The sequence below is a fragment of the Pseudomonas sp. JL27(2026) genome (assembly GCF_056933555.1).
This window is the reverse complement of the sequence record NZ_CM167794.1, coordinates 3,997,677-4,023,631: the sequence shown is the minus strand read 5'-3', so window position 1 is coordinate 4,023,631 and position 25,955 is coordinate 3,997,677. Positions and strand designations below refer to the sequence as shown.

At 59.0% G+C, this 25,955-nt stretch carries 22 protein-coding genes and 1 pseudogene; 10 read left to right on the top strand and 13 right to left on the bottom strand.

Annotated features, from left to right (window positions below; genetic code table 11):
- The first annotated feature begins 216 nt into the window (after positions 1-216).
- On the top strand, positions 217-1,890 hold the full coding sequence (locus AC1Z1G_RS18260; RefSeq protein ID WP_483621527.1) for a DEAD/DEAH box helicase: 1,674 nt from the start codon (positions 217-219) through the stop codon (positions 1,888-1,890).
- A gap of 189 nt (positions 1,891-2,079) precedes the next feature.
- Here AC1Z1G_RS18260 and AC1Z1G_RS18255 read toward each other — a convergent pair whose 3' ends face one another.
- Entirely contained in the window at positions 2,080-2,847 is a 768-nt protein-coding gene (locus AC1Z1G_RS18255; RefSeq protein WP_483621526.1) for a DODA-type extradiol aromatic ring-opening family dioxygenase, read from the bottom strand.
- A gap of 103 nt (positions 2,848-2,950) precedes the next feature.
- On the opposite strand from AC1Z1G_RS18255, the gene AC1Z1G_RS18250 reads away from it, so the two are divergent.
- Positions 2,951-3,607: a thiopurine S-methyltransferase gene (locus tag AC1Z1G_RS18250; protein WP_483621524.1), complete on the top strand. Its 657-nt coding sequence runs from the start codon at positions 2,951-2,953 to the stop codon at positions 3,605-3,607.
- Between the two features lie 64 nt (positions 3,608-3,671).
- Here the strand turns inward: AC1Z1G_RS18250 and htpX are convergent, their stop codons facing one another.
- Together htpX and AC1Z1G_RS18240 are read right to left on the bottom strand one after the other, a co-directional pair.
- Positions 3,672-4,562, bottom strand: a complete 891-nt coding sequence (gene htpX / locus AC1Z1G_RS18245; protein ID WP_483621522.1) for a protease HtpX — start codon at positions 4,560-4,562, stop codon at positions 3,672-3,674.
- Positions 4,563-4,876: 314 nt separating this feature from the next.
- The gene (locus tag AC1Z1G_RS18240) at positions 4,877-6,088 is read right to left on the bottom strand and encodes a pyridoxal phosphate-dependent aminotransferase (RefSeq protein WP_483621520.1); all 1,212 of its coding nucleotides are present in this window, start codon (positions 6,086-6,088) and stop codon (positions 4,877-4,879) included.
- A 224-nt stretch (positions 6,089-6,312) separates the two neighbouring features.
- Here AC1Z1G_RS18240 and msrB point away from each other — a divergent pair, with 224 nt between their 5' ends.
- From msrB to AC1Z1G_RS18225, 3 genes are all read left to right on the top strand, one after another.
- A complete protein-coding gene (msrB, locus tag AC1Z1G_RS18235) occupies positions 6,313-6,708 on the top strand; it encodes a peptide-methionine (R)-S-oxide reductase MsrB (RefSeq protein WP_483621518.1) in 396 nt (131 codons plus the stop codon).
- A gap of 113 nt (positions 6,709-6,821) precedes the next feature.
- Positions 6,822-7,307, top strand: a complete 486-nt coding sequence (locus AC1Z1G_RS18230) for a glutathione peroxidase (protein ID WP_483621516.1) — start codon at positions 6,822-6,824, stop codon at positions 7,305-7,307.
- On the top strand, positions 7,304-7,765 hold the full coding sequence (locus AC1Z1G_RS18225) for a MarR family winged helix-turn-helix transcriptional regulator (RefSeq protein WP_483621514.1): 462 nt from the start codon (positions 7,304-7,306) through the stop codon (positions 7,763-7,765). Before AC1Z1G_RS18230 ends, AC1Z1G_RS18225 begins: the two co-directional genes overlap by 4 nt.
- Here AC1Z1G_RS18225 and AC1Z1G_RS18220 read toward each other — a convergent pair.
- On the bottom strand, positions 7,749-10,070 hold the full coding sequence (locus AC1Z1G_RS18220; protein WP_483621512.1) for a hybrid sensor histidine kinase/response regulator: 2,322 nt from the start codon (positions 10,068-10,070) through the stop codon (positions 7,749-7,751). The genes AC1Z1G_RS18225 and AC1Z1G_RS18220 overlap by 17 nt on opposite strands.
- Positions 10,071-10,236: 166 nt before the next feature.
- Between AC1Z1G_RS18220 and AC1Z1G_RS18215 the strand changes: the two genes are divergently transcribed.
- The gene (locus AC1Z1G_RS18215) at positions 10,237-11,127 is read left to right on the top strand and encodes an ATP-binding protein (protein ID WP_483621510.1); all 891 of its coding nucleotides are present in this window, start codon (positions 10,237-10,239) and stop codon (positions 11,125-11,127) included.
- Positions 11,124-11,606 carry a GAF domain-containing protein gene (locus tag AC1Z1G_RS18210; protein ID WP_483621508.1) on the top strand — a complete coding sequence of 161 codons (483 nt, stop codon included), beginning with the start codon at positions 11,124-11,126 and terminating at the stop codon, positions 11,604-11,606. The genes AC1Z1G_RS18215 and AC1Z1G_RS18210 overlap by 4 nt, the downstream gene beginning before the upstream one ends.
- A 46-nt stretch (positions 11,607-11,652) precedes the next feature.
- On the opposite strand, the pseudogene AC1Z1G_RS18205 reads toward AC1Z1G_RS18210, so the two are convergent.
- The 8 genes and pseudogenes from AC1Z1G_RS18205 to AC1Z1G_RS18170 form a co-directional block, all read right to left on the bottom strand.
- Positions 11,653-13,428, bottom strand: a pseudogene (locus tag AC1Z1G_RS18205) (HD domain-containing phosphohydrolase); the annotation flags it as partial.
- Between the two features lie 194 nt (positions 13,429-13,622).
- Positions 13,623-17,264, bottom strand: coding sequence for a transporter substrate-binding domain-containing protein (locus AC1Z1G_RS18200; RefSeq protein WP_483621506.1), 3,642 nt, complete (start codon positions 17,262-17,264; stop codon positions 13,623-13,625).
- An 8-nt stretch (positions 17,265-17,272) separates the two neighbouring features.
- Positions 17,273-17,899 (bottom strand): response regulator, encoded by a 627-nt coding sequence (locus AC1Z1G_RS18195; protein ID WP_483621504.1) that lies wholly within the window; start codon positions 17,897-17,899, stop codon positions 17,273-17,275.
- 273 nt (positions 17,900-18,172) lie between these two features.
- A complete protein-coding gene (locus AC1Z1G_RS18190) occupies positions 18,173-18,574 on the bottom strand; it encodes a response regulator (protein WP_483621502.1) in 402 nt (133 codons plus the stop codon).
- A 179-nt stretch (positions 18,575-18,753) separates the two neighbouring features.
- Complete coding sequence (locus AC1Z1G_RS18185; RefSeq protein WP_483621501.1) at positions 18,754-20,082, bottom strand: deoxyguanosinetriphosphate triphosphohydrolase; 1,329 nt, start codon at positions 20,080-20,082, stop codon at positions 18,754-18,756.
- A gap of 215 nt (positions 20,083-20,297) precedes the next feature.
- Positions 20,298-20,639, bottom strand: coding sequence for a hypothetical protein (locus AC1Z1G_RS18180; protein WP_483621500.1), 342 nt, complete (start codon positions 20,637-20,639; stop codon positions 20,298-20,300).
- A complete protein-coding gene (locus AC1Z1G_RS18175) occupies positions 20,636-21,019 on the bottom strand; it encodes a phage holin family protein (protein WP_483621498.1) in 384 nt (127 codons plus the stop codon). The genes AC1Z1G_RS18180 and AC1Z1G_RS18175 overlap by 4 nt, the downstream gene beginning before the upstream one ends.
- 1 nt (position 21,020) lies before the next feature.
- Positions 21,021-21,335, bottom strand: a complete 315-nt coding sequence (locus AC1Z1G_RS18170; RefSeq protein WP_483621496.1) for an ElaB/YgaM/YqjD family protein — start codon at positions 21,333-21,335, stop codon at positions 21,021-21,023.
- 323 nt (positions 21,336-21,658) lie between these two features.
- On the opposite strand from AC1Z1G_RS18170, the gene AC1Z1G_RS18165 reads away from it, so the two are divergent.
- Positions 21,659-22,867 (top strand): ammonium transporter, encoded by a 1,209-nt coding sequence (locus AC1Z1G_RS18165; protein WP_483621495.1) that lies wholly within the window; start codon positions 21,659-21,661, stop codon positions 22,865-22,867.
- Positions 22,868-22,927: 60 nt separating this feature from the next.
- Here the strand turns inward: AC1Z1G_RS18165 and AC1Z1G_RS18160 are convergent, their stop codons facing one another.
- Positions 22,928-24,886: a cation:proton antiporter gene (locus tag AC1Z1G_RS18160; RefSeq protein ID WP_483621493.1), complete on the bottom strand. Its 1,959-nt coding sequence runs from the start codon at positions 24,884-24,886 to the stop codon at positions 22,928-22,930.
- A 220-nt stretch (positions 24,887-25,106) separates the two neighbouring features.
- On the opposite strand from AC1Z1G_RS18160, the gene AC1Z1G_RS18155 reads away from it, so the two are divergent.
- Positions 25,107-25,343: a glutaredoxin family protein gene (locus tag AC1Z1G_RS18155; protein WP_347901261.1), complete on the top strand. Its 237-nt coding sequence runs from the start codon at positions 25,107-25,109 to the stop codon at positions 25,341-25,343.
- Between the two features lie 249 nt (positions 25,344-25,592).
- Positions 25,593-25,913: a transcriptional regulator gene (locus AC1Z1G_RS18150; protein WP_483621491.1), complete on the top strand. Its 321-nt coding sequence runs from the start codon at positions 25,593-25,595 to the stop codon at positions 25,911-25,913.
- Positions 25,914-25,955 lie beyond the last annotated feature (42 nt).

Below are 25,955 nucleotides of genomic sequence, written 5' to 3'. Positions count from 1 at the left end.
GCGCCGGTCTTTAGCCAGGCCGCGTTCAGGTAGCGCAATTCCCCGAAGTCAGCTTCGGCTGCACGTCCGCACAGCGGGCTCTTCCTAGACGATTCTTTTCATTCATTCGTTTTCGCAAATCCCCGCCGACAAAGCAGCCAGGGCGACTCTTGAGTCTTACACGGCATGCGCAGCTTTGGAGCATGGGTCTTTGCGGATGCACTTAGAGGCAGACCCATGACCCAGGAAACCGGCGGCTTCGCCGCTTTTAATCTTAATCCGAATATTCTTGCAGCCGTCATTGCGACTGGCTACGAAGAGCCTTCGGCTATTCAGCAGCAATCGATCCCGATCATTATGGCCGGTCACGACATGATTGGTCAGGCGCAAACCGGTACGGGTAAAACCGCTGCGTTCGCCCTGCCGATCCTGCATCGCATCGATCCTGCTAAGCGCGAACCGCAAGCCCTGATCCTGGCGCCAACCCGTGAGTTGGCGCTGCAAGTAGCAACCGCTTTTGAAACCTACGCCAAGCAAATGCCGGGCGTTACCGTTGTGGCCGTTTACGGCGGCGCGCCTATGGGCCCACAACTGAAAGCAATCCGTAATGGCGCACAGATCGTTGTCGCCACTCCGGGCCGTCTGTGCGACCACCTGCGTCGTGACGAAAAAGTATTGGCGACCGTGAACCACCTGGTTCTCGACGAAGCTGACGAAATGCTCAAGCTGGGCTTCATGGACGACCTGGAAGTTATCTTCAAGGCTCTGCCAGCAACCCGTCAGACCGTATTGTTCTCGGCGACCCTGCCGCAGTCGATCCGTGCCATTGCCGAGCGCCATCTGCGCGATCCGCAACACGTGAAGATCCAGACCAAGACTCAGACCGTTACCGCGATCGAACAGGCTCACCTGTTGGTTCACGCTGACCAGAAGACCTCGGCTGTATTGAGCCTGCTGGAAGTTGAAGATTTCGACGCCCTGATCATGTTCGTGCGCACCAAGCAAGCGACCCTGGACCTGGCCAGTGCCCTGGAAGCCAAAGGCTACAAAGCCGCTGCGCTGAACGGTGACATTGCCCAGAACCAGCGCGAGCGCGTGATCGACTCCCTCAAGGATGGCCGTCTGGACATCGTTGTGGCGACCGACGTTGCTGCTCGTGGTCTGGACGTTCCGCGCATCACTCACGTGTTCAACGTTGATATGCCGTACGATCCGGAATCCTACGTTCACCGTATCGGCCGTACTGGCCGTGCCGGTCGCGAAGGTCGTGCACTGCTGCTGGTGACTCCACGTGAGCGCCGCATGCTGCAAGTGATCGAGCGTGTAACCGGTCAGAAAGTCGCTGAAGTTCGCCTGCCGGACGCTCAAGCTGTTCTCGATGCGCGCATCAAGAAACTGACCAACAGCCTGTCGCCGCTGGTGGCTGATGCCGAATCGACTCACGGTGATCTGCTGGACCGCCTGACTGCCGACATCGGTTGCACCCCGCGTGCACTGGCTGCTGCGCTGCTGCGCAAAGCAACCAACGGTCAGGCACTGACCCTGGCTGCGATCGAGAAAGAACGTCCACTGGTGCCGAACAACGCTCCGCGCGGTGATCGTCCAGAGCGTTCCGGTGATCGTCCGGACCGTGGTGATCGTGAGCGTCGTGCGCCGATCCCATTGGCCGAAGGCCGTGCTCGTTGCCGTACCGCGCTGGGTGCGCGTGATGGTATCGCGGCCAAGAACCTGCTGGGCGCTATCCTCAATGAGGGTGGCCTGGCGCGTGAAGCGATCGGTCGTATCCAGGTGCGTGACAGCTTCAGCCTGGTCGAGTTGCCGGAAGATGGTCTTGAGAAACTGCTGACCAAACTGAAGGACACTCGTGTTGCCGGTAAGCAGCTGAAACTGCGTCGCTATCGCGAAGATTGATCCGCCCTTGGGCTGATTGATCGCACATAAAAAATCCCCGACTGGTTCGGGGATTTTTTTTGCCTGCGGTTTGTGCCTGACTGGAGATCGGTGTCGCGCCCTTCGCGAGCAAGCCCGTTCCCACACTGGGATGCGCGTTTCCCCTGTGGGAGCGGGCTTGCTCGCGAAGGGCGCGGCTCGGTCTATCTGTCAGCCGAAACGATAAATATCCATCCCCAGCGCACCCATGGTGAACCCCTGATGGGCGATGCTGAACTCACCCCCGGCGCCCCGCGCAAAGTACAGCGGCAACAAATGCTCATCGCTGGGATGGCTGCGCACGGCGTTTGGGGCTTGTTGGCGGTAGTCGTGCAAGGCGGCTTCGTCGTTTGCGGCGAGTTTCCCGATCATCCAGTCGCGAAACGCCTTGGCCCAGGGCTCGACGCTTTCCGGGCCGGCATGCCAGTCCAGTTCGCGCAGGTTGTGGGTGATGCTGCCGGAACCGATCAGCAACACGCCTTGCTCACGCAAGCTGCTCAAGGCATGGCCGACACGGGTCTGCAGCGCCGGGCCGAAGCGGCTGGGCAGCGAAACCTGGATCACCGCAATGTTGGCCTGCGGGTACATCAACGACAAGGGCACCCAGACGCCGTGATCGAATGGCCGTTGGTCATCGATGCGTGCGCTCAGGTCATCGGCTTGCAGTAACCCGACTACCTTGGCAGCGAGTTGGGGATCGCCGGGGGCCGGGTACTGCACAGCGAATAGCGCCGCGGGGAAGCCGCCAAAGTCATGCCAGGTATCGGGATGGGCGTTGCCACTGACCAGCAGTTCCTGGCTTTCCCAGTGCGCCGACACCACGACAATGGCTTTGGGTGTTGGCAGCTCGGATGCCAGGCGTGCCAGCGCCGGTCCGCTGGCACCCGGTTCCAGTGCGAGCATGGGTGAGCCGTGAGAAATGAACAGGCTAGGGAGCATGAAGAAGGTCCTGAGCGTTAAGATGGCCCCATCTTCAGTCAGATCAATGATCTAAATCTAATATAAGTTTTAGCCCATATTGATCGAATTTTCAGGGTGAATCATGCAGCCGGAATTTTGGGAAAAACGCTGGGAGCTAAACCAGATCGGGTTTCATCAGTCCCAGGTGAACCCTTATCTGCTGCGGTACTGGCCCGCGCTGGGTTTTTCGAACGGCGCGCGGGTGCTGGTGCCGTTGTGCGGCAAAAGCCTGGACCTCGTATGGTTGGCCGGGCAGGGGCATCAGGTGCTGGGCGTTGAGTTGTCCGAGAAAGCTGTGGAGGACTTCTTCCATGAACAACAGCTCACGCCGCATGTGAGTGAGCAAGGGGCCTTCAAGGTCTATCAGGCTGGCCCAATCGCGTTGTGGTGTGGTGATTTCTTTGCCTTGAGCGCCGCGGACGTCGTCGATTGCGTGGCGCTCTATGATCGAGCGGCGCTGATTGCCTTGCCGCCCTCGATGCGCGAGCAGTATGCCGCGCATCTGCTGCAGATCCTGCCCGAGCCGTGTGAGGGATTGCTGATTACCATGGACTACGATCAGTCGCAGTTGCCGGGGCCGCCGTTTGCCGTGCCGGATGATCAAGTCCAGGCGCTACTGGGGGCTCGCTGGCGACTGGAAGTCCAGGAGGCGCGGGATATTCTGGGTGAAAGCTGGAAGTTCCTTCAGGGCGGCGTTACGCGTCTTGATGAGCGTGTGTATCGTCTGCGCAAACGCTGATCGATTTTCTTGCGGATGCAAAAAGGGCGACTTGCGTCGCCCTTTTTGGGTGTTTCATCGAGTGTTACTGGCCGAGGCGGCGCAGCGCATCGATACGTTCTTCCAGGGGTGGGTGGCTCATGAACAGGCGAGCCAGCCCTTGTTTCATACCGCCGTTGATGCCGAAGGCGCTCAGCGTGCTCGGCATGTGCACCGGCAAGCCCTGCTCCGAGCGCAGGCGCTGCAGGGCGCCAATCATTGCGCTGGTGCCTGCCAGGCGTGCGCCGGCTTCATCGGCACGGAATTCGCGTTTGCGCGAGAACCACATGACGATCGCACTGGCCAGGAACCCCAGCACCAGTTCCGCGAAAATGGTCGCCACGTAGTAGGCGATGCCCCGGCCTTCTTCGTTCTTGAAGATCACCTTGTCGACAAAGTTGCCGATGATCCGTGCAAAGAACATCACGAAGGTGTTCACCACGCCTTGTACCAAGGCCAGGGTGACCATGTCGCCATTGGCCACGTGGCCGATTTCGTGAGCGAGCACGGCTTTTACTTCATCGGGCGAAAAACGTTCCAGCAAGCCCTGGCTGACTGCAACCAATGCGTCGTTCTTGTTCCAGCCGGTGGCGAATGCGTTGGCCTCGTATGCCGGGAAAATCCCGACTTCAGGCATTTTGATCCCGGCTTCGCGGGACAGTTGCTCGACGGTCTGCATCAACCATTGCTCATGGCGAGTGCGCGGCTGGCTGATGATCTGGGTGCCGGTGCTCATCTTCGCCATCCACTTGGAGATGAACAGCGAGAACAGCGAACCGACGAAACCGAACACCGCACAGAAAATCAGCAGCTGCTTGAGGTCAAGGTCAACCCCGTTGGCCGCCATGAACCCGTCGACGCCAAAAAGGCTCAGGGTGATGCTGGCAATCAGCACGACCGCCAGGTTAGTGGCCAAAAACAGCAGGATGCGCATCATGGTGGTAGAAGTCTCCTCAAGCTAAATATGTAGCGTACTGCGGGGTATATAAGGTGCGGCACCGGGCTATTCAACCGGGTGACTATTTCAAACTGTGTCCTACAGCGGGTTTTCAGGTGCTTGCAGGGGATTTCCGACAATTGTCAGGCTGATTCTGGGCAGGCCTGGCAGCGTATGGCCCCCGCGAACATTGGCTGAGCCGATCAATGGCCGACACAAATGAGCGCTGAGAGCCTGAGCACAGGTGAGGGGAGAAGATGTGTTGCTGAATTGATCGCTGTGGGATTCTTTGCGAATCCCACAGGGTTCGGTGCTTACTGCCGATAGGATTTCAGGAAGTTACCGATGCGGCCGATGGCCATGTCCAGTTCGTCGACGCGTGGCAGCGTCACGACACGGAAATGGTCAGGCCATGGCCAGTTGAAGGCCGTGCCTTGTACCACCAGCAGTTTTTCCGAGAGCAGCAGGTCGAGTACGAACTTCTCATCGTTGTGGATCGGGCAGATTTTCGGGTCGATCTTCGGGAAGGCGTACAGCGCGCCCATCGGTTTGACGCAGCTGACGCCCGGGATGTCGTTGAGCAGTTCCCAGGTGCGGTTGCGCTGTTCCAGCAGGCGACCTTGCGGCAGCACCAGGTCATTGATGCTCTGGTAGCCACCGAGTGCGGTCTGGATGGCGTGCTGGCTCGGCACGTTGGCGCACAGGCGCATATTGGCCAGCATGTCGATGCCTTCGATGTAGCTTTGGGCGTGATGCTTGGGGCCGGAAATGGCGATCCAGCCGGAGCGGAAACCTGCCACTCGGTAGGACTTGGACAGGCCGTTGAAGGTCAGGCACAGCAGGTCCGGTGCCAGCGAGGCGGTGCAAATGTGCACGGCATCGTCGTACAGAATCTTGTCGTAGATCTCATCGGAAAACACCACCAGATTGTGCTGGCGCGCCAGTTCGAGCATGCCCAGCAGCACTTCACGCGAATACACCGCGCCCGTCGGGTTGTTCGGGTTGATGATCACCAGGGCCTTGGTGTTCGGGGTGATCTTGGCCTTGATGTCGGCCAGGTCCGGGAACCAGTTGGCTTGCTCGTCGCACAGGTAATGCACCGGATTACCGCCGGCCAGGCTGACGGCGGCCGTCCACAGCGGGTAGTCAGGGGCCGGGACCAGCACTTCATCGCCGTTGTTGAGCAGGGCCTGCATGGACATCACGATCAGTTCGGAAACGCCGTTGCCCAGGTAGATGTCTTCGATGCCGACGCCTTCGACCTGTTTCTGCTGGTAGTACTGCATCACGGCCTTGCGGGCGCTGAACAGACCTTTGGAGTCGCTGTAGCCTTGCGCGGTCGGCAGGTTGCGGATCACGTCCTGGAGGATTTCATCGGGTGCCTCGAAACCAAACGGTGCCGGGTTGCCGATGTTCAGCTTGAGGATGCGATGACCTTCCTCTTCCAGGCGTTTGGCGTGCTTGAGCACTGGGCCGCGAATGTCGTAGCAGACGTTGGCGAGCTTGTTCGATTTGCTGACCTGCATGGCGATGTGTTCCCGAAAATGAACGATCCAGACGGCGCATGAACTACCGTACTGGGAATCCTGCGTTCTCACGTCGGCCTGAAGCTTGGGTCACAGCGCTGAAAATCCGTTTGAATGCGTGTAACGCGGCTGCCAGACTGGCGTCTAACGAGGCGCAATCATACGTGCCGCCTGATCCGTGGAAAAGGTACAGATCGGGCTTTTTCAGTTGCAGAGGTATGACGATGGAAAAGTTGGAAAAAACCCTGGAAGAATGGCGGGCCATGCTCGACCCGGAGCAGTACAACGTTTGCCGCCTCAAGGGCACCGAGCGGCCGTTCTCGGGCAAGTACAACGGCACCAAGACCGATGGCGTCTATCACTGTATCTGCTGCAACGAGCCGCTGTTTGATTCAAAGGCCAAGTTTGATTCCGGTTGCGGCTGGCCGAGCTTCTACGAACCGATTGGCGAGAGTGCGATGGTCGAGATCCGTGATGTCAGCCACGGCATGATTCGCACCGAAGTGGTTTGCGCCAAGTGCGACGCGCATCTGGGCCACGTGTTCCCGGACGGCCCGCCACCTACTGGCCTGCGTTATTGCATCAACTCGGTGTGCCTGGACCTGGTGCCGCGCGACTGAGCAACGAATGAGCGACCTGCGAACGGGTCGCTTTTTTTCGGTTGTTAAATTGCGTGCAATTCAATTGCGCACTATGTTTAGTCATTCCCGACCCTTCGAATGGAGTTCGCCTCATGACCGATAACCTGCTGAGTATTCCCTGCACCACCATCAAGGGTGAGCAAAAGACCCTGGCCGATTTCGCCGGTAAAGCGGTGCTGGTGGTCAATACCGCGAGCAAGTGCGGCTTCACCCCGCAATACAAGGGGCTTGAGGAGCTGTGGCAGAGCTACAAGGATCGGGGGTTGGTGGTGCTGGGCTTTCCTTGCAACCAGTTTGGCAAGCAGGAGCCGGGTAACGAGGAAGCAATCTCCGAGTTTTGCGAATTGAATTTCGGCGTCAGCTTCCCGTTGTTCAAGAAAATCGACGTGAATGGCAGTGATGCCCATCCGTTGTTTGTTCAACTGAAAAAGCGCGCACCGGGTGTGCTGGGGTCCCAGGGCATCAAGTGGAACTTCACCAAGTTCCTGATCGGCAAGGACGGCAAAGTGGTCAAGCGCTTTGCACCCGCGACCAAGCCGCAAGACTTGACCCGTGAGATCGAAGCGTTGCTGAAATGACGCTGTCGTCAGCCGATTCCCTGAGGCTCGACAGTCAGCTTTGCTTCAAGCTGTACGCCACCTCCCGGGCGGTGATCCGCGCCTACAAGCCGATGCTCGATCAGTTGGGCCTGACTTACCCGCAATACCTGGCCATGCTGGTGTTGTGGGAGTGGCAGGACTGCTTGCCTGAGCAGCCAACCGTCAAAGCGCTGGGTGAACGCCTGTCCCTGGATTCAGGGACGCTCACGCCGCTGCTCAAACGTCTGGAGCAAATGCAATTGGTGCAGCGCCAGCGTTCTATGCGTGACGAGCGGGAGGTGCACCTGTGCGTTTCCCCGGCCGGGTTGGCGCTGCGTGAGCAGGTGGTGCCGCTCAAGGCGAGCCTGTTATGCGACAGCGGTGTCGACCTGGATCGCCTGGATGTCCTGCGTCAGGGACTTGATCAACTGCTCGGACACATCAAAGCACAGTTGTAGTCGGCACCCACTGGTCGAGCAGGGCAGCCAGCTCTTCGCGGCGAAACGGCTTGGCCAGGTAATCGCTCATGCCCGCTGCGCGGCAACGCTCGCGCTCTTCGGGCATGGCATTAGCGGTCAGGGCGACGATGGGCAAGTCTGGCCAACGGCCGCTGCGGCGGATTTGCCGGCTCGCTTCGTAGCCATCCATGACCGGCATGTTGCAGTCCATCAGCACCAGGTCGAAGGTGCTGTGTTCCAGCTGATCCAGCGCCTCGCCACCATGGGACGCCACGCGCACGTCACAGCCCAGTTTGCCGAGCATGCCTTTGGCCACCAGTTGGTTGACCGGATTGTCCTCGACCAGCAGGATCCGTCCGCGACGCACTGGCGCGATGCTTTCCAGTTGGGCGTTGTTGATCGTGGTCACTTCCGCCTGCAAGGCGCGACGCAAGGTCTGGTACAACGCGTTGCGGGCCAGCGGGCGTGCCTGTTGCTGCAACGGCGCCAAGGCGCTGGCTTGCTCGCTGGGCATGAAGCTGCCGTAAGCGGTGACCAGCAGAATCGGTGCGTCCAGCGTCGGGCGCAGAGCAAACAGGCACTCTGGACAGTCAGTGATCAGCACATCGGGATTGAGGCCAAGCAACGACTCATCGACGCTTCGCTGTTGATAATCCAGCCCCCAGCCAGGCAATACGGTGCTCAAAAGTTCGGCCAGACCGCTGCTGGCACCGGTGATCGCCAGGACCTTGCCGCGCAGCGGTGCCGGTGCAATGGCGGGCGTGTGGCACGGCAGCGGGAGGTCGGCGCAGAACTGGCTGCCGAAACCGGCCTCGGAGCTGATGGTCAGGCGCCCTTGCATGGCTTCACAGAGGTTGTAGGTCAAGGCCAAGCCCAGCCCGGTGCCGCCGAATTGACGGGTAATACCGGCACCTGCCTGGGTAAATGGCTGGAAGATTTTGACCTGGGCGTCTTGTGCGATGCCGATGCCGGTGTCGCAGACTTCGATTCTGACTCCGTCCTCGTGGGTGTGCAGGCGAACGTCAACCCGCCCGAAACGGGTGAATTTGAGCGCGTTGGACAGCAAGTTGCTGACAATCTGCCGGACTCGTGTCGGATCGCCCAGCACCAGCGCCGGGAACTGTGGATCGATCAGGCAGGCCAGTTCAACGCTCGGTGCGGCGTTCTGCGACAGCAGGTTGGCGGTGTCTTCGATCAGTGAACCGAGATCAAAGGGAATGCGTTCGAGCTCCAACTGGCCGGCGTCGAACTTCGACAGGTCGAGAATATCGTTGAGCAGTTCCACCAGCACCTTGCCCGAGTCATGGGCAATCGACAGTTGTTGCTGCTGTTCGGCGTTCAGCGGGCCGTCCAGTGACAGCGCGATCATCCCCAGCAAGCCGTTGAGCGGGGTGCGGATCTCATGGCTCATGTTGGCCAGAAACACCGAACGTGCCTGGGCCATGTCGAGGGCGGTCTGGCGGGCGACTTCCAGCTCTTCGTTGGATTGGGTCAAGCGGTTGTTGATCGCCTTGAGTTCGGCGGTGCGGGCCGAAACGATGTTTTCCAGCTGCCCGAGGTAGTCAGTCAGGCGGTTTTCGGCATTGCGCCGCTGCTGGATTTCGGTGGCCATGTTTTCGAACTGCTGGTTGGCGACCTTCACCAGTACACCGATCTCGTCGTGTTCATGCCCGGCAGGAAACTCCAGGGGCGCCTGCTCGGCGCTGCGTGGGTCGCGGCTGCTGAGTTCGCGGATCACCCGCACCAGCGGCTTGGTCAGCATCACGTAAAACAGTGCCAGCAGAATCCCGGTCAGGATCAGGCTGCGGGCGAAGCCGTTGAGCAGCGTGACTTCGGCCCGGCGCAGGAAGCGGCTGCCGAACGCATAGGTGTCGACATCCAGTATCAGGGTCCCCAGGGACTCTTCGGGCAGGTGGTCGAGGTAGAGCCGGTCCTTGAACTGGCGGTTGGAGCCAAACAGAAAGTCACTGATGATCCGGTAGCCGCTTTGCAGTTCCGGGCGCTTGACGCTGGCCAGGACCGAATTGTTGTTGTCGATCAGTTGGGCACTGATCACGACGGGCGAACGCAGCAGGCCGAGCGTCAGCTCCTGGGCGAGTTCGGCATCGATGTTGTAGGCGATGCGTGAAGCGGGGTTGTGGCTGATTTCCAGCAGCGAGAGTATTTCCCGGTTGATGGAGGCGTCTTCGCTGGCATAATCGATGCCGATTTGCAGGAGGCTGAGCAGGGTTCCCAGAATGAAACCGACCAGCACAGTAAGCCTGGCTTGTTTGTAAGACAGGCGATTGGTGAACTTGATATCCATGAGGTGCTGAACCACTTCCGTTTCCCTTCCCGGCGAAGCATAGCTGAACATGAGTGGATTTCGGCACGTTCTGGTGGCCGTCCTGGGGTGGGCTCACCGAGTATGGCGTCCTGCGTTCTGTCGTTTACCCTCCCATCATTACCGTGAACCTGCCTGAGGAGAAGTCGTGGATTCTCGATTGAATGCTTTTCTTGAACGTGCCGATGCTGTTCTGGCACGTATCGAGCCTCTTTTGCCGGCCCCGCGCCAGGTTATCGACTGGACGCAATGCCTGGCGGCACGCTGGCAGCGTGAGGGGCGCAGCGGTTTTCTCCTGCCGCTGGAGGTCAACCTCAGCATGCGCCTGAGCGACCTGATCGGGGTCGATCGGCAACTTGAGCAACTGGGCCGTAACACCCGACAGTTTCTGGATGGCATGCCGGCCAACCATGCCTTGCTCTGGGGCTCGCGCGGCACCGGCAAGTCATCGCTGGTGCGGGCATTGCTGGCCGAACATGCCAAGGGCGGTTTGCGACTGATCGAAATCGAGCGCGATCACCTCGCGGACCTGCCGCGAGTCGTCGAACAGATCGCGAAGTTGCCGCAGCGCTTTGTACTGTTCTGCGACGACCTGTCGTTCGAGGCGGGCGAGGGCGACTACCGGGTGCTTAAAAGCGTGCTTGACGGCTCGCTGGAACAGGCGCCGGACAACGTGCTGTTGTACGCGACCTCCAACCGGCGTCACCTGGTCCCGGAAAAAGAGAGCGACAACGAAAACTGGAAACGGGTCGATGGCGAACTTCATCCAAGCGAAGCGGTGGAAGACAAGATTGCGCTGTCGGACCGCTTCGGGCTGTGGTTGTCGTTCTATCCGTTCACTCAGGAACACTTTCTCGATGTGGTCGAGCATTGGGTAGGCCAGCTCGCGGGCAAGGCCGGTCTTCAATGGCAGCGTGACGAAGCGCTGGAGATCCAGGCAGTACGCTGGGCCACCGGACGCGGGAACCGCAACGGCCGTTGCGCGTATCAATTCGCCCGTTATTGGGTAGGACTTAAATTGCTGGAGCACAAGGCATGATCGATTTGAAGATGAGCGGCACAGGCCTGGACGGTTACGGCTTGCTCTGTGCGCAACTGGAGTCGCTGCTGGCCGATGAGCGTGATTTCATCGCCAACGCGGCGCAGTTTTCAGCCTTTGTGTTCAGCCAGTTGGACGATTTGAACTGGGCGGGCTTCTACCTCAATCGTAATGAGGAACTGGTCCTTGGGCCGTTCCAGGGGCAGATCGCCTGTGTGCGAATTCCGTTCGGGCGCGGCGTGTGCGGTGCGGCGGCGGCGAGCCGGCAAACCCTGCGGGTTGAGGATGTGCATGCGTTCGCCGGGCATATCGCCTGCGACAGTGCTTCCAACAGCGAGCTGGTGGTGCCCTTGATCAAGGACGGCCGATTGATTGGCGTGCTGGACCTGGACAGCCCGTCGCTGGCGCGCTTTAGTGCAGAGGATCAGGCCGGGATCGAACAGTTGGCGGCGATTTTCCTGCGTTTGAGCGATTGCTGATCAGTCCCTTGATCCGGCTTTTTCAAATCGGGTGTCAGGGGGCCGTCAGTTGCTTTTGCCTGGTGTGCAGGCGCTGGCTTTCGATGCACAGCGCCGCCGCGCCGCAAACAGCCTGGATGAAGGCGATCCGGTCGGGTCGCAGCTTTTCAAGGTCTGCCAGGTTGCCACTGTCGGCCAGCAGCAAGGTGAGGATGCCGACGGTTTCGTTGTGGCGATTGCGCAGGCGAATGCCGATCAGGTGCACGCTGGGGCACTTCAGCGCGAGCAATACGCTTTGCAGGTCTGCCGTTTGTTCGAAGCCCAGGGTGGTCACGACGCTGTCGCCGTTTGCCACTTGCTGAAGCCATTGCGGGCTTTGGACGCCTTCGGGGTCATGGGGCTGAATGTGGAAGGACGACAAGGCCTGAGATTGACCGTTGATGATCAACCCGTGAGGTATGAGGTGGCTGCTGTCGGTGTCGTGCAGGTAAATCAGCCCGGCCTCGGCCTGGCCGATCTTGACGGTTTCGAACAGCACACGCTGCAGCAAGGACTCGAATCGGGTCTCGGCAGAGAGGCTGGCGCTGATCTCGAAAAAGCTCGCCAGGGTGTCTTTCATGCGTGCCATGGAAACGCTTAACTGGTCGACTTCAAGCACCTGGGAGCGGCGCGTGACCGGGTAGCAGAAGTCGAAGCTGCGTATTGCATCGGCTTCCTGCACCAGCGCGCGCAAGGGCCTGACCAGAATGCGTGATGTGAGCCAGCCAAGGGGCAAGCACAGCAACAGTGTGGTCAAGGTGATCAGCGCACCCTGCCAGCGCATTCGATAGGCATCCACCAATAACTCGTCCTCAGGCACCAGCAGTGCCAACTGCAAGCCCCGTGGGCCACCCTCCTGAATACTGCTCTGGGCGACGATCCACTGGCGGTTGCCCACTTGCAGGCGATTGCCGCCCGAGGGGCGCTTGAGCAGGGCATCGAAGGCGGGGTTCAAGTCCCTGGCCTTGATCAGGCGTGCGGTCTGGTCATCGACGATCAGCCGGTTGTTGTCAGGGTAGGCCACCGCATTGCCGTCGCCATCCATCAGCGCGATTTCAGTGCCGGGTGTGACTAGGTGCTTGGCCAGGGTCGCGGACAATTCGGCCAGGGTCAGGTCTGCTCCCAGGATGGCGTCATGGCTGCTGCGCCGCGCCAGTGTGGTGCCGACGTTGTGGGTGGAGAAGAAGATGTAAGGTTCGGTGGTGATCTGGCCTGCGTTGTTGCGAGCGGCTTGGTACCAGGGGCGCGCGCGTGGGTCGTAAGCCTCACCAGGGAGGTCCGCGCGGCTGACAAGCGTCAGGGTCGGGTCGTAAAACAGTGATTGGGAGTGCGTTTGCAGGGCGTTGCTGTCGCGCTCGATGCTCCAGACCTGATAGGCCGCGTTGTCGGGGGCGCCGAGGGCGTGTTTCAGGGCCGCGGTGCGCAACGGCCGGACCATGAAAAAATCACCGTCGGGGTAACCCAGGTACAGCGAGGCGAGGTTGGGGTTGTCTTGAAGCGACTGGCTAAACGGCTTGAGCAACGCCAGTCGATGTTCAAGGTCTGGTGCCTGGGTGGCCGGGTTGTCCACCAAGAGGTTGAGCAGGTGTCGTATCGGTTCATAGGTGGTGTGCAGGTCGAGCCGTACGTCCTGCTCGATCCGCTCGAACAGTTTTTCGCTGCTGGAGAAAATGATCTGAGTGGTTTGCCGATAATTGAAAATGCCCAGCACCACGCCGGTCAGCAGCAGCAAGAAGGTAAACATCACGCTGATGTGGACGTGCAGCGCAAACCGACGTTTGTCCTGGCGCAGTGGGCTGGGCATGGCAGGTCACTCCTTGGTTGCGTACGCACTGCTCGGCGATCAAGCATAGCTAAGGCTTGATCGGGCTGCCTCGGATCATCGGCGGACGTGCGGATTGACCTTCAAAGGGTCGCATTGTTTTTGTGTTGTCCAATGATGGCCCTTTGATGTGAATGTGTCAGCCAGGTTGATGTGAATGTTGTCTGCCGTTACCGTCATACCTCCAAAGTCGTGTGCTGCGGCTCGATGACGTATCGGCTCAGCGCCTGTTCCAGTTCGAGCAGGGCACTCTCGATTTCCAGGCAGCAGGCCTCGATGTCTTTCTTGGCAAAACCTTCATGACTCGCACGCTCAAGGGTTTCACAACTTTCAATCAGCCGGGATGCCTGAGCGATTCGGGCTGCGCCCTTGATCTTGTGTGCGACATCGATAAACTCCTGGCGTCCGTGGTCGTGCGACAGGGCGAGCAGTTCCTGGCGGTCCAACCGATTGCTGCTCAGTAACTGCGCGTACAAGCGCTGGATCAACAGCGGGTCACCGCCCGTCAACATCGCCAGGCCCTCCAGGTTGAAGACCTCCCTGCGAGGTGTAGGCACCAACGCCTCCAGGCGTTGATTCAATGCACCGAGGCTGAGGGGTTTGAACAGGCAGTCGTCCATGCCGGCCTGTTTGCAGCGCGTCTTCTCTTCGGGTTGAGCATTGGCGGTAAACCCGATGATTGTGCAGGGTGTCAGTTGTGCCAGTTGTTCATGGTCGCGGATAGCACGGGTCAATTCGTAGCCATTCATGACCGGCATGTTGCAGTCGGCGAGCACCACGTCGAACGAATTGCTTTTCCAGGCCTTCAAGCCTTCCTCACCGTTGTTGGCGGTGACGAATGAGTGCCCGAGATAACTCAACTGCTGGCACATCAGCATGCGGTTGGCGGGGTGATCGTCAACGACCAATACGTTCAAGCGCACCGATGCCACGGGCAGCGTGGTCTCTGCGATGCTGGTGGTCGGGGCTTGAGGGAGAGAGGGTATCGGCAAGGATACGTTGACTTGAGTGCCGATCCCCGGCTTGCTGCTGAGCGTGAGCTGGCCGCCCATCATTTCACACAAGCTGCGGCTGATGACCAGCCCCAGCCCAGCGCCACTTCTGGCCAGTTGCCCTGAATTGTCGGCTTGCGCAAAAGGCTGGAACAGTCGTTGCAAATCCACCTCACTGATGCCGACACCGCTGTCATGGACCTGGACTTCCATCCGCAACTTGTTGGGTTCGTCCGTCGGGGTCAGGCGGGCCTTGATGTGGATCTGGCCATGTTCGGTGAACTTGATGGCGTTGCTGATCAGGTTCGAGAAGATCTGTTTGAAGCGCAGCGGGTCTGTCAGTACATCGGTGTGAGGGCTGTCAGGGCTGAACTCGAGCGTCAGGTCGAGGTTTTTTTGCCGGGCCAGCCCCTCGAAAACGCGAACCACGGTCTGCAGGGTCTCGCGCAGGTTGACGCGCTCAGGAGCCAGGCTCATGTGACCGGACTCGATCCGGGCAATGTCGAGGATGTCGCCAATCAGCCCCAGCATGTCCTTGGCCGAGTGATACGCGACTTCGATGGCAGGGCGATCCAGAAGCCCCTGGTCAGCCCCGATGAGTGACAGCTCAAGCATGCCGATCACCGCGTTCATGGGGGTGCGGATTTCATGGCTCATGGTGGCCAGGAACGTACTCTTGGCACGGTTGGCATCGTCGGCTCGTTCTTTGGCCGTTCGCAGTTCATCGAACAATCGTCGTCGTTCGCTGATATCGATCCACCCGCCGATGATGCCTTGCACCTCGCCGGTGGAGTCCCGGTAAGGGAGGATCCAGTGGTAGATCGTCAGTGCCTTGCCGGCAATGTGCAGCGGCCGATCCACAATCAGTGGCGTACCTTCTGCCATCACGCGTTGATAATCGGCCTGATAATCCAGGGCTTCGGATTCATTGTTCATGGCACCTTGCACGACGGTTTTGCCAATGACGTTTTCGCGTTCGGTCGAGAAGGCTTGCAGGTAGCTGTCGTTACAGCTTTGCAGCAACCCCTCACGGTTACGCACGTAAATGGGGTGAGGGGTGCCATTGACCAGCGCACGCATGAATTCGAACTGATCGTTCAGCGCACGTTCGGCCATCTGGCGCTGCTTGATCTGCCGGCGCATGTAGGTGTTCCAGCTCAACAACACCGCCAGTATCAGCGTCGCGCCGATCACGATCTGGTAAATCAGGCGACGGTAGTTGCGCCACGGGCTGTCGGATACGGCGCTGTAGCCTCGCCAGCGGCTGTTGATAATGCCCAGTTCGTCCGGCGCAATGCTTAACAACGCCTTGTCGAGGATCGAGTTCAACTCCGTTGCACTACGGGAGGTGGCCAGGGAAAACGCAGCCTGGCGGGTGCCGATGGTCGCGCTGATCTGCAACTTGTCCCGGAACACTTGGGAGGCCGTGAAATAGTTGGCGATCACCAGTGAGTTCACAGCACCTTCTGCTTCGCCCTGGGCCAGGAGTTCCACTGCACTGAACGTATCGGCGGTTTCAATCAGGCGAATCCCTGGATACTCGGTGCGCAAGAAGGGTACCAGCGGATTGCCTTGGGCTATTGCGAGGCGTTGGTCTTGAAGCTGTTCAAGGCTGGTCGCGCTGGCCGGGGATTTGCGCGTCAGCAGGACGTAGGAGTTCTCAAGGTAAGGGCGACTGAAGTTCAGTTGAGCTTCACGTTCCGTACTGGGCAGCATCGCGGCGATGATATCGGCCTGGTGTTGCGTCACCTGATCAATCATCTTGCTGTCGTTGCGGCTGCGCTGAATCTCGAAGCGCAAGCCCGTACGCAGACGGATCAGCTCCAGCAAATCTGCTGTAATGCCTCGGAAGTTGTCATCGGCATCGAAGAATGTCAGTGGCGCATAGGCTTCGTTGACGATCACGCGCACCACTGGGTGTTGTGCCAACCAGCGTTCTTCGCGCGTGCTCAATTGCAGTTTGTGATCGGTGAGCAGGATGTCGCTGCCGGCACTCCAGCGCTTGGCAATCTTTTCCTTTTCGAGGCTGCTCACCCGTTTCAGGGTGGCATTGATGATGTCCAGCAACTGTGGGTTGTCCTTGCTGACCGCGAAGCTGAATCCGTAGGCTTCGTGCTTGCCAAAGTTGGCCATGCGTATGTTGTTCAGGTAACCCTTGTTGATCATGTAGTGGGTGGAAATGGTGTCGCCGAGGAACACATCGGCCTGATCGAAGGCCACCGCGTTGAGTGCGTTTTGATAGGAGGGGTAGGACGTGATGATTGCCTTGGGGTAAAGCGTCTTGACTTCGTCCAGTGGCAGGTAGTGATACACCATGCTCAAGCGCAGCCCCGCAAGCCCGTCGCTCAAGGACCGGGTTTCTCCTTCACGCGTGACCAGCACCGGCTGGTCTACCGCGTAAGGCGTGGAAAGCAGAATGTGGGGGTTGCGTGCTTCAAAACCGTTGGCAGTCCCCAGCAGGTCGACATCGCCGTTTTCCAGTGCCTGTATGGCTGTATCGCGGGTCGCGAAGCGTTGGACCTTGATCGGCAGGCCGATCCTTTGTGCGAGGATGCCGGCGTAATCGGCGGTCAGCCCTTCGTAGTCCCGACCGCTGAGGGTCAAGTCGAACGGTGGATAATCCGGGGCGGAGGTGCCCAGTTTCAACACCTGTTGGGTATCGACCCACTGTTGTTGACTCGGGTCCAGGTGAGTGTCCATGGGGCCTGGGGCGGAACGGCTAAGCAGGGAGTAGTTCTCGATTCCGGATTCTGCTGCGTTCAGGGCGGTGCTCAGGCATAAACCTGCGCTCAAAATTATCAGATAGTCCTTTAAACGCCTGGGCATCCTGTCTCTCACACTAGCGCGTTGCGTTTGGCCATCTCGATAAGTTCTACCAGGGATTGGGCCTTGAGTTTCTGCATGAGTCTTTTTTTGTAGGTGCTCACGGTTTTGTTGCTCAGAAACATGCCTTTGGCAATTTCCTTGTTGGTGCGACCCTGGGCAAATAGTTGCAATACCATCAGCTCTCTGTCATTCACCGATTTGAACAGGTCCAGTTCAATAGAGCGTTCATCATCCCCACGTACCGGGTTCAATGCTTCGCTCGGGAAATAGTTGTAACCAGACAGTACGGCTTTAATGGCGCTGATCAACTCGCTGAGGTCTTCCTGTTTGCAGACATACCCCGAGGCACCGGATTGCATGCAGCGAATACCAAACAGTGTCGGACACTGAGCGGTTAACACCAGTGTTTTGAGTGGGGCGTTCATGGCGTTGAAACGGGCGAGAACCTCCAGCCCGTCCAGCTTGGGAATGCTGATGTCGAGAATGATCAGGTCGGGCATGCATTCGCGGACCATCTGCATTGCATCGACCCCGTTATCGGTTTCGCCAACAACTTTATACCCTTCATGTTCTAACAACATGCGGACTGCCAGGCGGATGACGGGGTGATCGTCGACAATAAAAACTGAGTTCATAATCAAATCCCATGCGTGTGCAAATAAAGCGCGCACCTTAGCTCAGTTAGGTGGGGTGGGCATGGACTGACCGGGCGATAGCTGCAATATAGGATTGTTCCTACAATTAATAAGGCAGTGGATTACGTTTGAATCAGGTTTGTGTAAAGAAAGTTAGTGAGTTTAGGGGGGTGTTTTGGATGGGAAGTTTATGTTTTTTGGCTTGTTTGTGCGCGAGGTTTTTAAAGGGGTGACTGTTTAAGGTGTTTTGTAGTGTGTGCGGTGTTGGCCTGTTTAAAGAGTGTCTTTCTGGTAGCGGGTCAACAGGTTTTTGAGCTCTAATTGTTTCGGAGGTTTGGCCAGGTAGCCCAGTAGTGGTAATCGAAGTTTGGTTGCGGCCACTTTCAACGTATCCAGTTCGACCGTCGTAAGGCTGCTCAATATAATGGCTTGTTTGATTAACCCCTGCCGGGCGGCGAGCCCGATCAATTCAAGACCGTGTAGATCAGGCAGGCATTGATCGCATAATAATATATCGAAAGGTTGACGCGCCTGGGTCATCAGTTGCAGCGCGTTTTCAGCATTGTTTGTGGTTGTCAGTTGGCCGAACCCAAAGCTCTCAAGCAGGTATTGCGTGGCTATTAGCTGAAAAGGGTGGTCTTCCACCAACAAAATGCGCAGGTCGTGTTCGTGCATAGGGGCCTTCCATATAAACCGGGTGTCCAGGCCCAGATTATTTCGTGTGATTGCAGCGCCGACGATCAGTCTGCTCTGTGAGGGATGTAGGGGGATTCTGCGGGCGTCAAACAGACCCGAGTATTGAGGTTTTTCGACCCGCCACAGCAGAGCTTGTTGCCGTGGCGGGTCTGCTTTCGCTACCGGCTGGAGCGTCCGGTCAATTCCAGCGCCATTTCACTGGCATAGCTGTCGGTCATGCCGGCGATAAAGTCGATCATCCGTAAAAACGAGTTGTGTAACGAACCTTGTGGGTCGGGTGCGTTGTTGCCCAACAGGTCCAGGATACGTCGGTTCTTGAACGATGGCGTTGCACCGCCGTGTTGCTCCAGCGCTGCGCCGCAGAAGGCATTCAGGAGGATTTCCAGGGTGGTATAAGCGCCGATTTCATGCAGCGTCTTGCGCTTGTCCTGGAAGATTTTCTTGCGGGCAATGTCCTTGGCGTTCAGCACGCAGCGCTTGGCCGGACCGTGCATATGTTCGACCAGGTCGCCTTGCAGGGTCCCGGCCAGCAGTGCGTCCTGCTGTTCGACGAAGGCACGGGCAGCGGCGTTGGTCAGGTGCTCGATGGCTTTGCCTCGCAGGATCGCCAGTTTGCGTCGCCGTGAATCACTTGGGCCCAGCAAGCGATAGGTTTCCGGGAGATCATCGCCTACCAGCCCCAGCAACAACGACTCCACTTCGGCGTAGTCGAGCAGGTCCATTTCCAGGCCGTCTTCGAGGTCGATCAGCGCATAGCAGATGTCGTCGGCGGCTTCCATCAGGTAGACCAGTGGATGACGCGCCCAGCGCTGTTCCTCAAGCTGGGGAAGACCCAGTTTGTGGGCGATTTGCTCCAGCAGCGGCAGCTCGCTTTGATAGCAGCCGAACTTGTGCTTTTTGTAACCCAGCGAGTCCGCGTGGCGTGCTGTCCATGGGTACTTCAAATACGTGCCCAGGGTCGCGTAGGTCAGGCGGGTGCCGCCGTCGAACTGGTGATATTCCAGTTGCGTGAGGACCCGGAAACCCTGCGCATTGCCTTCGAAGTTCAGAAAGTCATGACGCTCGACGTCACTCATCCCGTCCAGCCAGCCGCGGCCGGCAGCCTGCTGGAACCAGTGGCGAATGGCGTCTTCACCCGAGTGGCCAAACGGTGGGTTACCAATGTCGTGGGCCAGGCAGGCCGATTGCACGACCATGCCCAGATCGCTCGGTTCACACCAGTCGGGCAGGGCGCTGCGAATGGTTTCGCCCACGCGCATGCCCAGCGAGCGGCCCACACAACTGACTTCCAGCGAGTGGGTCAGCCGGGTGTGAATATGGTCGTTGCTGGTGACTGGATGCACTTGGGTTTTACGCCCCAGGCGGCGGAAGGCACCGGAAAAAATGATGCGGTCATGATCTTTGTGGAAAGGGCTGCGGCCAAGTTCTTGTGGGCTGTGCAGCGCTTTTCCAAGGCGTTCGCGAGTAAGCAGGGTTTGCCAATCCAAGGCTGGTTCCTCTCCGTCAGGTGACTGATGCCCTAGCTTCCCGGTTCGCGCCACCGGCTGCAAGCTTCACCACAACCCTGGTGCATCAATATCGATCAGCAGCCGGTTCAACTGTCCGGCAGCCAGGCAATACTGGCTGCCGGGCAAGATCGAACCCCTCGATAAAGAGGTTCGTTGCTTGAGGCTCAGCAAGCATGCATCCCGTTCGACGTCGGTCAGTCCTTGCGCGATGAGCCTTGCATCGCCAGCTTGATCAGTGGCAACAGGCTGGTGCCCAGGCGAATCAGGCGAGAAAGGCCGCTGATGCCGCCGCCCTTGGCGCCCTTGCCGGTGAGAAAGCCCAGCAAGGTTACTGCGGCGACACCCCAGAGCGGCGCGTGCTTGATGCCGAAACCTTCCTGCCAGCTTTGGCCCAGGCCACGCACGCGTTCCAGCGGTTGCAGCAGTTGTCGGGACTCATGACGAATTTCCTGGCGGTGCATCTCCATGCGCAAGCGAATCAACGCCTTGCGCATGTCCCGTCGGGAGCTGTTTGGGGGGATCTCGGGCAGGTTCATGGCAGCAGGCGCTCCCGATCGTTGGCCAGCTCTTGCAGGGTGCCATGGAAGGGCGATGAGTCATCGAAGATCGCGGCCTTCAAGCGCAGGGCGCAGAACAACGCCGCCAGGGCATAGAAGGCGCACAAGCCAACAATGCCCGCCAGCCGATAGGTGTCCCACAGCAGAATCAACACCAGCGCCGACAAACCCACCAGCAACAGCAGGGCAAACACCAGCGCCAGGCCTGCAAACAGCAACAGGCTTACGGTGCGGGCCTTTTGCTCCTGCAATTCGATACCGAACAATTCCACATGGCTGTGCAGCAAGCCCAGGAAAGCAGCCCCCAGACGCCGCGCCGATGCGCTTGAACCGCCGGCTTCGGATTCACCGATCGCCATATTAGCGCCGCGTCGCCAGCAGGCCGATCAAAAAGCCGACGCCAGCTGCGATCCCGACAGACTGCCAAGGATTGGCCTGGACATAGTCTTCGGTGGCGGTGACGGCCGCCTTCCCGCGTTCGCGCAGGGAGTCTTCGGTCAGTCGCAGGGTCTCGCGGGCGCGCACCAGGCTTTCGTGGATCTCGTTGCGCAACTCATCGGCCTGATCACCCGCCAGTGTGGCGGTGTGTTCCAGCAGCCGTTCGGTGTCACTGACCAGTGTCTGAAAATCTTCCATCAGGATTTCTTGAGCAGTCTTTGCCGTTTTGCTGGCCATGGTGATCTCCGTATTGGCTAGGTGAAACGTTCGAGTATGAGCCTTGCGCGAAGGTTCAGTGAAATTGACTGGTACAGCTTTTGCTATGCCGTGGTGCGTCCGTGAATGTGGTTGCGCTGAAGTCGGGCGTGTAGCGCGAAACCTTAACCCAAAACCCTCAAACCTGCGGAATTCTGCGTGCGGTTATTTGCCTCGCAGCGGGTTCTGCGCCAAAGCGGTTCATCGACAGGCAGGCCGTTGATGCGGCGGGCGCCAAGCTGGTGCGCCCATAAGGCTTGCGAACTGCTTTGGTGCTTTTTACTGCCATAAGGGCTGCCCTCTCCATGGAAAATTTGCAAAGTGCTGTGGACACACTGGTTCATGGTTCCAACACCCTGTTTATTCTTATCGGTGCCGTCATGGTGTTGGCCATGCACGCCGGTTTTGCCTTTCTGGAGGTGGGAACCGTCCGACAAAAAAATCAGGTCAACGCCTTGTCGAAAATCCTCAGCGACTTCGCTGTTTCGACCCTGGCCTATTTCTTTATAGGCTATTGGATTTCCTATGGGGTGAGCTTTCTGCAACCCGCGGCGGTCATCAGCGCCGACCATGGTTATGGGCTGGTCAAATTCTTCTTCTTGCTGACCTTCGCCGCGGCCATTCCGGCCATCATTTCCGGCGGTATCGCCGAGCGCGCCCGCTTTGTGCCCCAGCTGTGCGCGACGGTGTTGATTGTGGCGTTCATCTACCCGTTTTTTGAAGGGATGATCTGGAACGGCAACTTCGGCCTGCAAGCCTGGCTTCTGGCCAGTTTTGGCGCCGGTTTCCATGACTTTGCAGGTTCTGTGGTGGTGCATGCCATGGGCGGTTGGCTGGCGTTGGCGGCGGTGCTGTTGCTTGGCCCGCGCAATGGTCGTTATCGAGAGGGGCGGCTGGTGGCGTTTGCGCCTTCGAGCATTCCGTTTCTGGCGCTGGGGTCATGGATCCTGATCGTCGGCTGGTTTGGCTTCAACGTGATGAGCGCGCAAACGCTGCAAGGCGTCAGCGGGCTGGTAGCGGTCAACTCGTTGATGGCAATGGTGGGTGGCACCGTGGCGGCGTTGATTGTCGGTCGCAACGATCCGGGTTTTCTGCATAACGGTCCGCTGGCCGGGTTGGTGGCGATCTGCGCGGGTTCCGATCTGATGCATCCGGTCGGCGCGCTGGTGACGGGGGCGATTGCCGGTGCCTTGTTCGTGTGGTGTTTTATTGCCGCCCAGAGCCAATGGAAGATCGACGATGTGCTGGGTGTCTGGCCGTTGCACGGCATTTGCGGTGTGTGGGGTGGGATTGCCTGCGGGATTTTCGGCCAGAGTGCATTGGGTGGGCTCGGTGGCGTCAGCCTGATCAGCCAGTTGATTGGCACGGCGCTGGGTGTCGTCGTGGCCCTGGCTGGCGGATTTGGGGTGTATGGCGCGATCAAGTACTTCCATGGCCTGCGCCTGAGCCAGGAAGAGGAGTATTACGGTGCCGACTTGTCCATTCACAAGATCGGTGCGGTCAGTCAGGATTGATGATCGGCGACCGTCGGCTCTCACAAGACATCGCCTTGGGAGCCTGCGGTCGCGATGGGGTTACTGCCCGGCCAGCAACCGTGCCTCGCAGGCCTCGATCGCGGACAGGGTGCCGGACATCAGCACCTTGTCGCCGACTTGCAACAGGCCGGGCTTGTCCATCGGCAGGTCGGTGCCGTTGCGCTGAATCGACTGAACGTCGCCACCCAGTTGCTCCAGCCCCAGATCACTGAGGTGCAGACCACAGGCATGGGCGTCTGCCGCCAGGTTGACGGCGTGCATCAGCACTTTCGGCTGACCCCGGTTGTCCAGCAAATTGGCTTGAGCGCCGTGATAAAAACCGTGCAGCAGGCGATAGCGATTGTGCCGGACTTCGTTGACGCGTTCCTGAACCTGGGGTTCAGGCAAGCCGAGCATGATCAGCGCATGGGAGGCGAGCATCAGGCTCGACTCCAGCAACTCGGGCACCACCTCATTGGCCCCGGCCGCTTTCAGTTCGGCCAATTGGCTGTCGTCGCGGGTGCGCACCAGAATCGGCACGTGAGGGTTGATCCGCCGTGCCTCCTTGAGCACGATCATGGCGATGTCGGTCTTGTCCACGGCGATGACCAGCAACCGCGCACGTTCAAGGCCTACGGCAGCAAGGAGTTCACCACGCCGGGAGTCACCGTAGTGCACGCAGCTCTCGCCAGCCGCCGCTTCCTGGACCCGCACCGGGTCGTCGTCCAGGGCAATGAAACCTTGTGCTTCGCGGCGCAAAAAACGCCCGATGGACTGACCCACCCGACCATAGCCACAGATCACCACATGCCCTTGCAACTCGGCATTTTGTGCAGTGATTTCGTCAAGTTTCGCCTCTTCGTTGGGTTTGCGATGCAGGTGTGCGGCAATGCGTGGCGCGGCGCGCAGCAACAACGGCGTCACCAGCATCGAGCAGAATGTTGCGGCCAGCAGCAGGCCGCTCAACTCGGTGGGCATCAACTGGCTCTGCTGCATCTGGGCCATCAGCGCGAAGCAGAATTCCCCGCCTTGAGCCAGTGCCAGGCCGCTGCGCCAGGCGGTTTCACCATCGCTGCCACGCCATTTGACCAGCGCCGCCACCACGCAGCCCTTGACCAGCAGCAGTGTCAGCGTCAAGCCGAGGATCAGCAGGCCGTGGCTGGCAAACAATTGCAGGTCGATCAACATGCCGATGCTGACGAAAAACAGCCCGAGCAGAATGTCGCGGAACGGGCGGATATCGGCTTCGATCTGATGCCGATAATGGCTTTCACCCAACAACATGCCCGCCAGGAATGCACCGAGTGCAGGAGAAAGCCCGAGCAGGTGAGTCAGCCACGCAGTCAGCAGGACAATCACCAGTGCCAGCAGGACAAACAATTCGGCGGAATGGGAAGCCGCGACTTCATGGAACAGTCGTGGCAACAACCAGCGACTGGCCAGCAGCAAGCCGACGAACAGCACCAGTGTCTTGCCCAGCGTGATGGGCAATGCCCAATACCAGGCCTGGTCGCTGTTGCCGGCGAACACCGGCACCAGGGTCAGCAGCAACACGGCAACGACGTCCTGGAACAACAGCACCCCAATCGCGTTCTGACCGTGGCTGCTGAAAATCTCGCCAAGGCTGGTCAGCTCCTTGCTGACAATCGCCGTGGACGACAACGCCAACCCCGCCCCGAGCAATAATGCAGCGGTGACCGGCATGCCAAACGCCATCAGCAGGCTGCCCAGCAACACACTGGAACACAACACTTGCAGGCTGCCGAGGCCGAACACGACACGGCGTAAGGCGAGCATCTTCGACAGGGAAAACTCCAGCCCCAGTGAAAACAGCAGGAACACCACGCCCAGTTCGGCGAGGTCCGGCAAGTCTTCGCTGTCGTTCACCCAGTCGAACGCGGTCGGCCCCACCAGCAGGCCGACACACAGATAGCCCAGCACGGGGGGTAATTTGAGGCGCCGAAACAGCGCAATCACCACCAGGGATGAGGCGAGGATGATCAACAGATTGGCAAACACGGAACACTCCATTTCGGGGTTTGAGACAAGCAAGCGTAGAGGCAAAAAAAGCCGCGAGCATCGCTCAAATGGCTCGTGTGCAGAATGATGTGCGTCAGGGTTTTGCGTAACAGGCTGGAATCGTCCTTTGCCATGGGCCTCAAGGGCTAACGGCCTTTGGCTCGACGGTTTTTCATGACGGGCCTAGAATAATCACCCCCTCTTTACTGGTTTGATTGTCATGCCTCCTGAATGCCAATTGTTCGGCACCCTTGGTTGCCACCTCTGTGAACTCGCCGAAGCGGAAGTCATGCCGCTGGTCGAGCACGGCTTGTTGGTGGAACTGGTCGACATTGCAGACAGTGAAGCGATGTTTGAGGCCTATGGCCTGCGCATTCCGGTCTTGCGCCGTGTCGATACCGGGGCGGAGCTAGGCTGGCCGTTTGATACCGAGCAGGTCGTGGCGTTCTTGCGCTGAGGGCTGCCGTTGCGCCCGTCGTGTTTCCCTTGTTCTGCGTTGGCGTGATTGCAATTATTCGGTTACTGTACGCATATACAGCTATTGCGTGCGTTTGCTTGGCCCTGAATGGAGGGCGACTTTTCAGGGCTGGACGTCCACCTGCTTTACTCATGCTGGCGATGAGCGTGAGTCGAGACGATCTGGACGTCGACAAGGCAGGTATTGCTGAAAGGCATCAAACGGACGATACAACGAGAGGGATGCAACATGGTCAATGTCGAACAACTGAAAAACAGCGTGAACCGGATGTCTATTGAGGTGGTGCGCGAGGCTGTCCTCGAGTTACGTCTCGATGGTCTGGTCACGGAAGGGAAAACGCCCTTCAACAAATTGCATTTCAATACCTGCTTTGCCGAAATCGAAGCGTTGTTCCAGCGCGCAGGCTATCACCGGCAACTGGACGTGGTGGGTTATCAGGGCTTGCTCTATGCGCTTTATGATCCGGGTCGCTGGGAGGCTGTCGATGTGCTGCGCTGGTTGAAAGAGTTTACCGAGGCCGCCTCGCAACGGGCGTTGGAGACGGCATGACTCGTGGGAATCTGTCCTAGGTTCACTTCGCCCCATGCGGGA

Bases quoted from the DNA above. Each gene is read 5' to 3' on its own strand.
- AC1Z1G_RS18175 (WP_483621498.1), bottom strand. From the start codon at position 21,019: ATGGCGATCGGTGAATCCGAAGCCGGCGGTTCAAGCGCATCGGCGCGG.
- htpX (WP_483621522.1), bottom strand. From the start codon at position 4,562: ATGATGCGCATCCTGCTGTTTTTGGCCACTAACCTGGCGGTCGTGCTG.
- AC1Z1G_RS18155 (WP_347901261.1), top strand. From the start codon at position 25,107: ATGCCTCCTGAATGCCAATTGTTCGGCACCCTTGGTTGCCACCTCTGT.
- AC1Z1G_RS18250 (WP_483621524.1), top strand. From the start codon at position 2,951: ATGCAGCCGGAATTTTGGGAAAAACGCTGGGAGCTAAACCAGATCGGG.
- AC1Z1G_RS18230 (WP_483621516.1), top strand. From the start codon at position 6,822: ATGACCGATAACCTGCTGAGTATTCCCTGCACCACCATCAAGGGTGAG.
- AC1Z1G_RS18240 (WP_483621520.1), bottom strand. From the start codon at position 6,088: ATGCAGGTCAGCAAATCGAACAAGCTCGCCAACGTCTGCTACGACATT.
- AC1Z1G_RS18260 (WP_483621527.1), top strand. From the start codon at position 217: ATGACCCAGGAAACCGGCGGCTTCGCCGCTTTTAATCTTAATCCGAAT.
- AC1Z1G_RS18165 (WP_483621495.1), top strand. From the start codon at position 21,659: ATGGAAAATTTGCAAAGTGCTGTGGACACACTGGTTCATGGTTCCAAC.
- AC1Z1G_RS18255 (WP_483621526.1), bottom strand. From the start codon at position 2,847: ATGCTCCCTAGCCTGTTCATTTCTCACGGCTCACCCATGCTCGCACTG.
- AC1Z1G_RS18225 (WP_483621514.1), top strand. From the start codon at position 7,304: ATGACGCTGTCGTCAGCCGATTCCCTGAGGCTCGACAGTCAGCTTTGC.
- AC1Z1G_RS18190 (WP_483621502.1), bottom strand. From the start codon at position 18,574: ATGCACGAACACGACCTGCGCATTTTGTTGGTGGAAGACCACCCTTTT.
- AC1Z1G_RS18180 (WP_483621500.1), bottom strand. From the start codon at position 20,639: ATGAACCTGCCCGAGATCCCCCCAAACAGCTCCCGACGGGACATGCGC.
- AC1Z1G_RS18210 (WP_483621508.1), top strand. From the start codon at position 11,124: ATGATCGATTTGAAGATGAGCGGCACAGGCCTGGACGGTTACGGCTTG.
- AC1Z1G_RS18150 (WP_483621491.1), top strand. From the start codon at position 25,593: ATGGTCAATGTCGAACAACTGAAAAACAGCGTGAACCGGATGTCTATT.
- AC1Z1G_RS18195 (WP_483621504.1), bottom strand. From the start codon at position 17,899: ATGAACTCAGTTTTTATTGTCGACGATCACCCCGTCATCCGCCTGGCA.
- msrB (WP_483621518.1), top strand. From the start codon at position 6,313: ATGGAAAAGTTGGAAAAAACCCTGGAAGAATGGCGGGCCATGCTCGAC.
- AC1Z1G_RS18170 (WP_483621496.1), bottom strand. From the start codon at position 21,335: ATGGCCAGCAAAACGGCAAAGACTGCTCAAGAAATCCTGATGGAAGAT.
- AC1Z1G_RS18220 (WP_483621512.1), bottom strand. From the start codon at position 10,070: ATGGATATCAAGTTCACCAATCGCCTGTCTTACAAACAAGCCAGGCTT.
- AC1Z1G_RS18200 (WP_483621506.1), bottom strand. From the start codon at position 17,264: ATGCCCAGGCGTTTAAAGGACTATCTGATAATTTTGAGCGCAGGTTTA.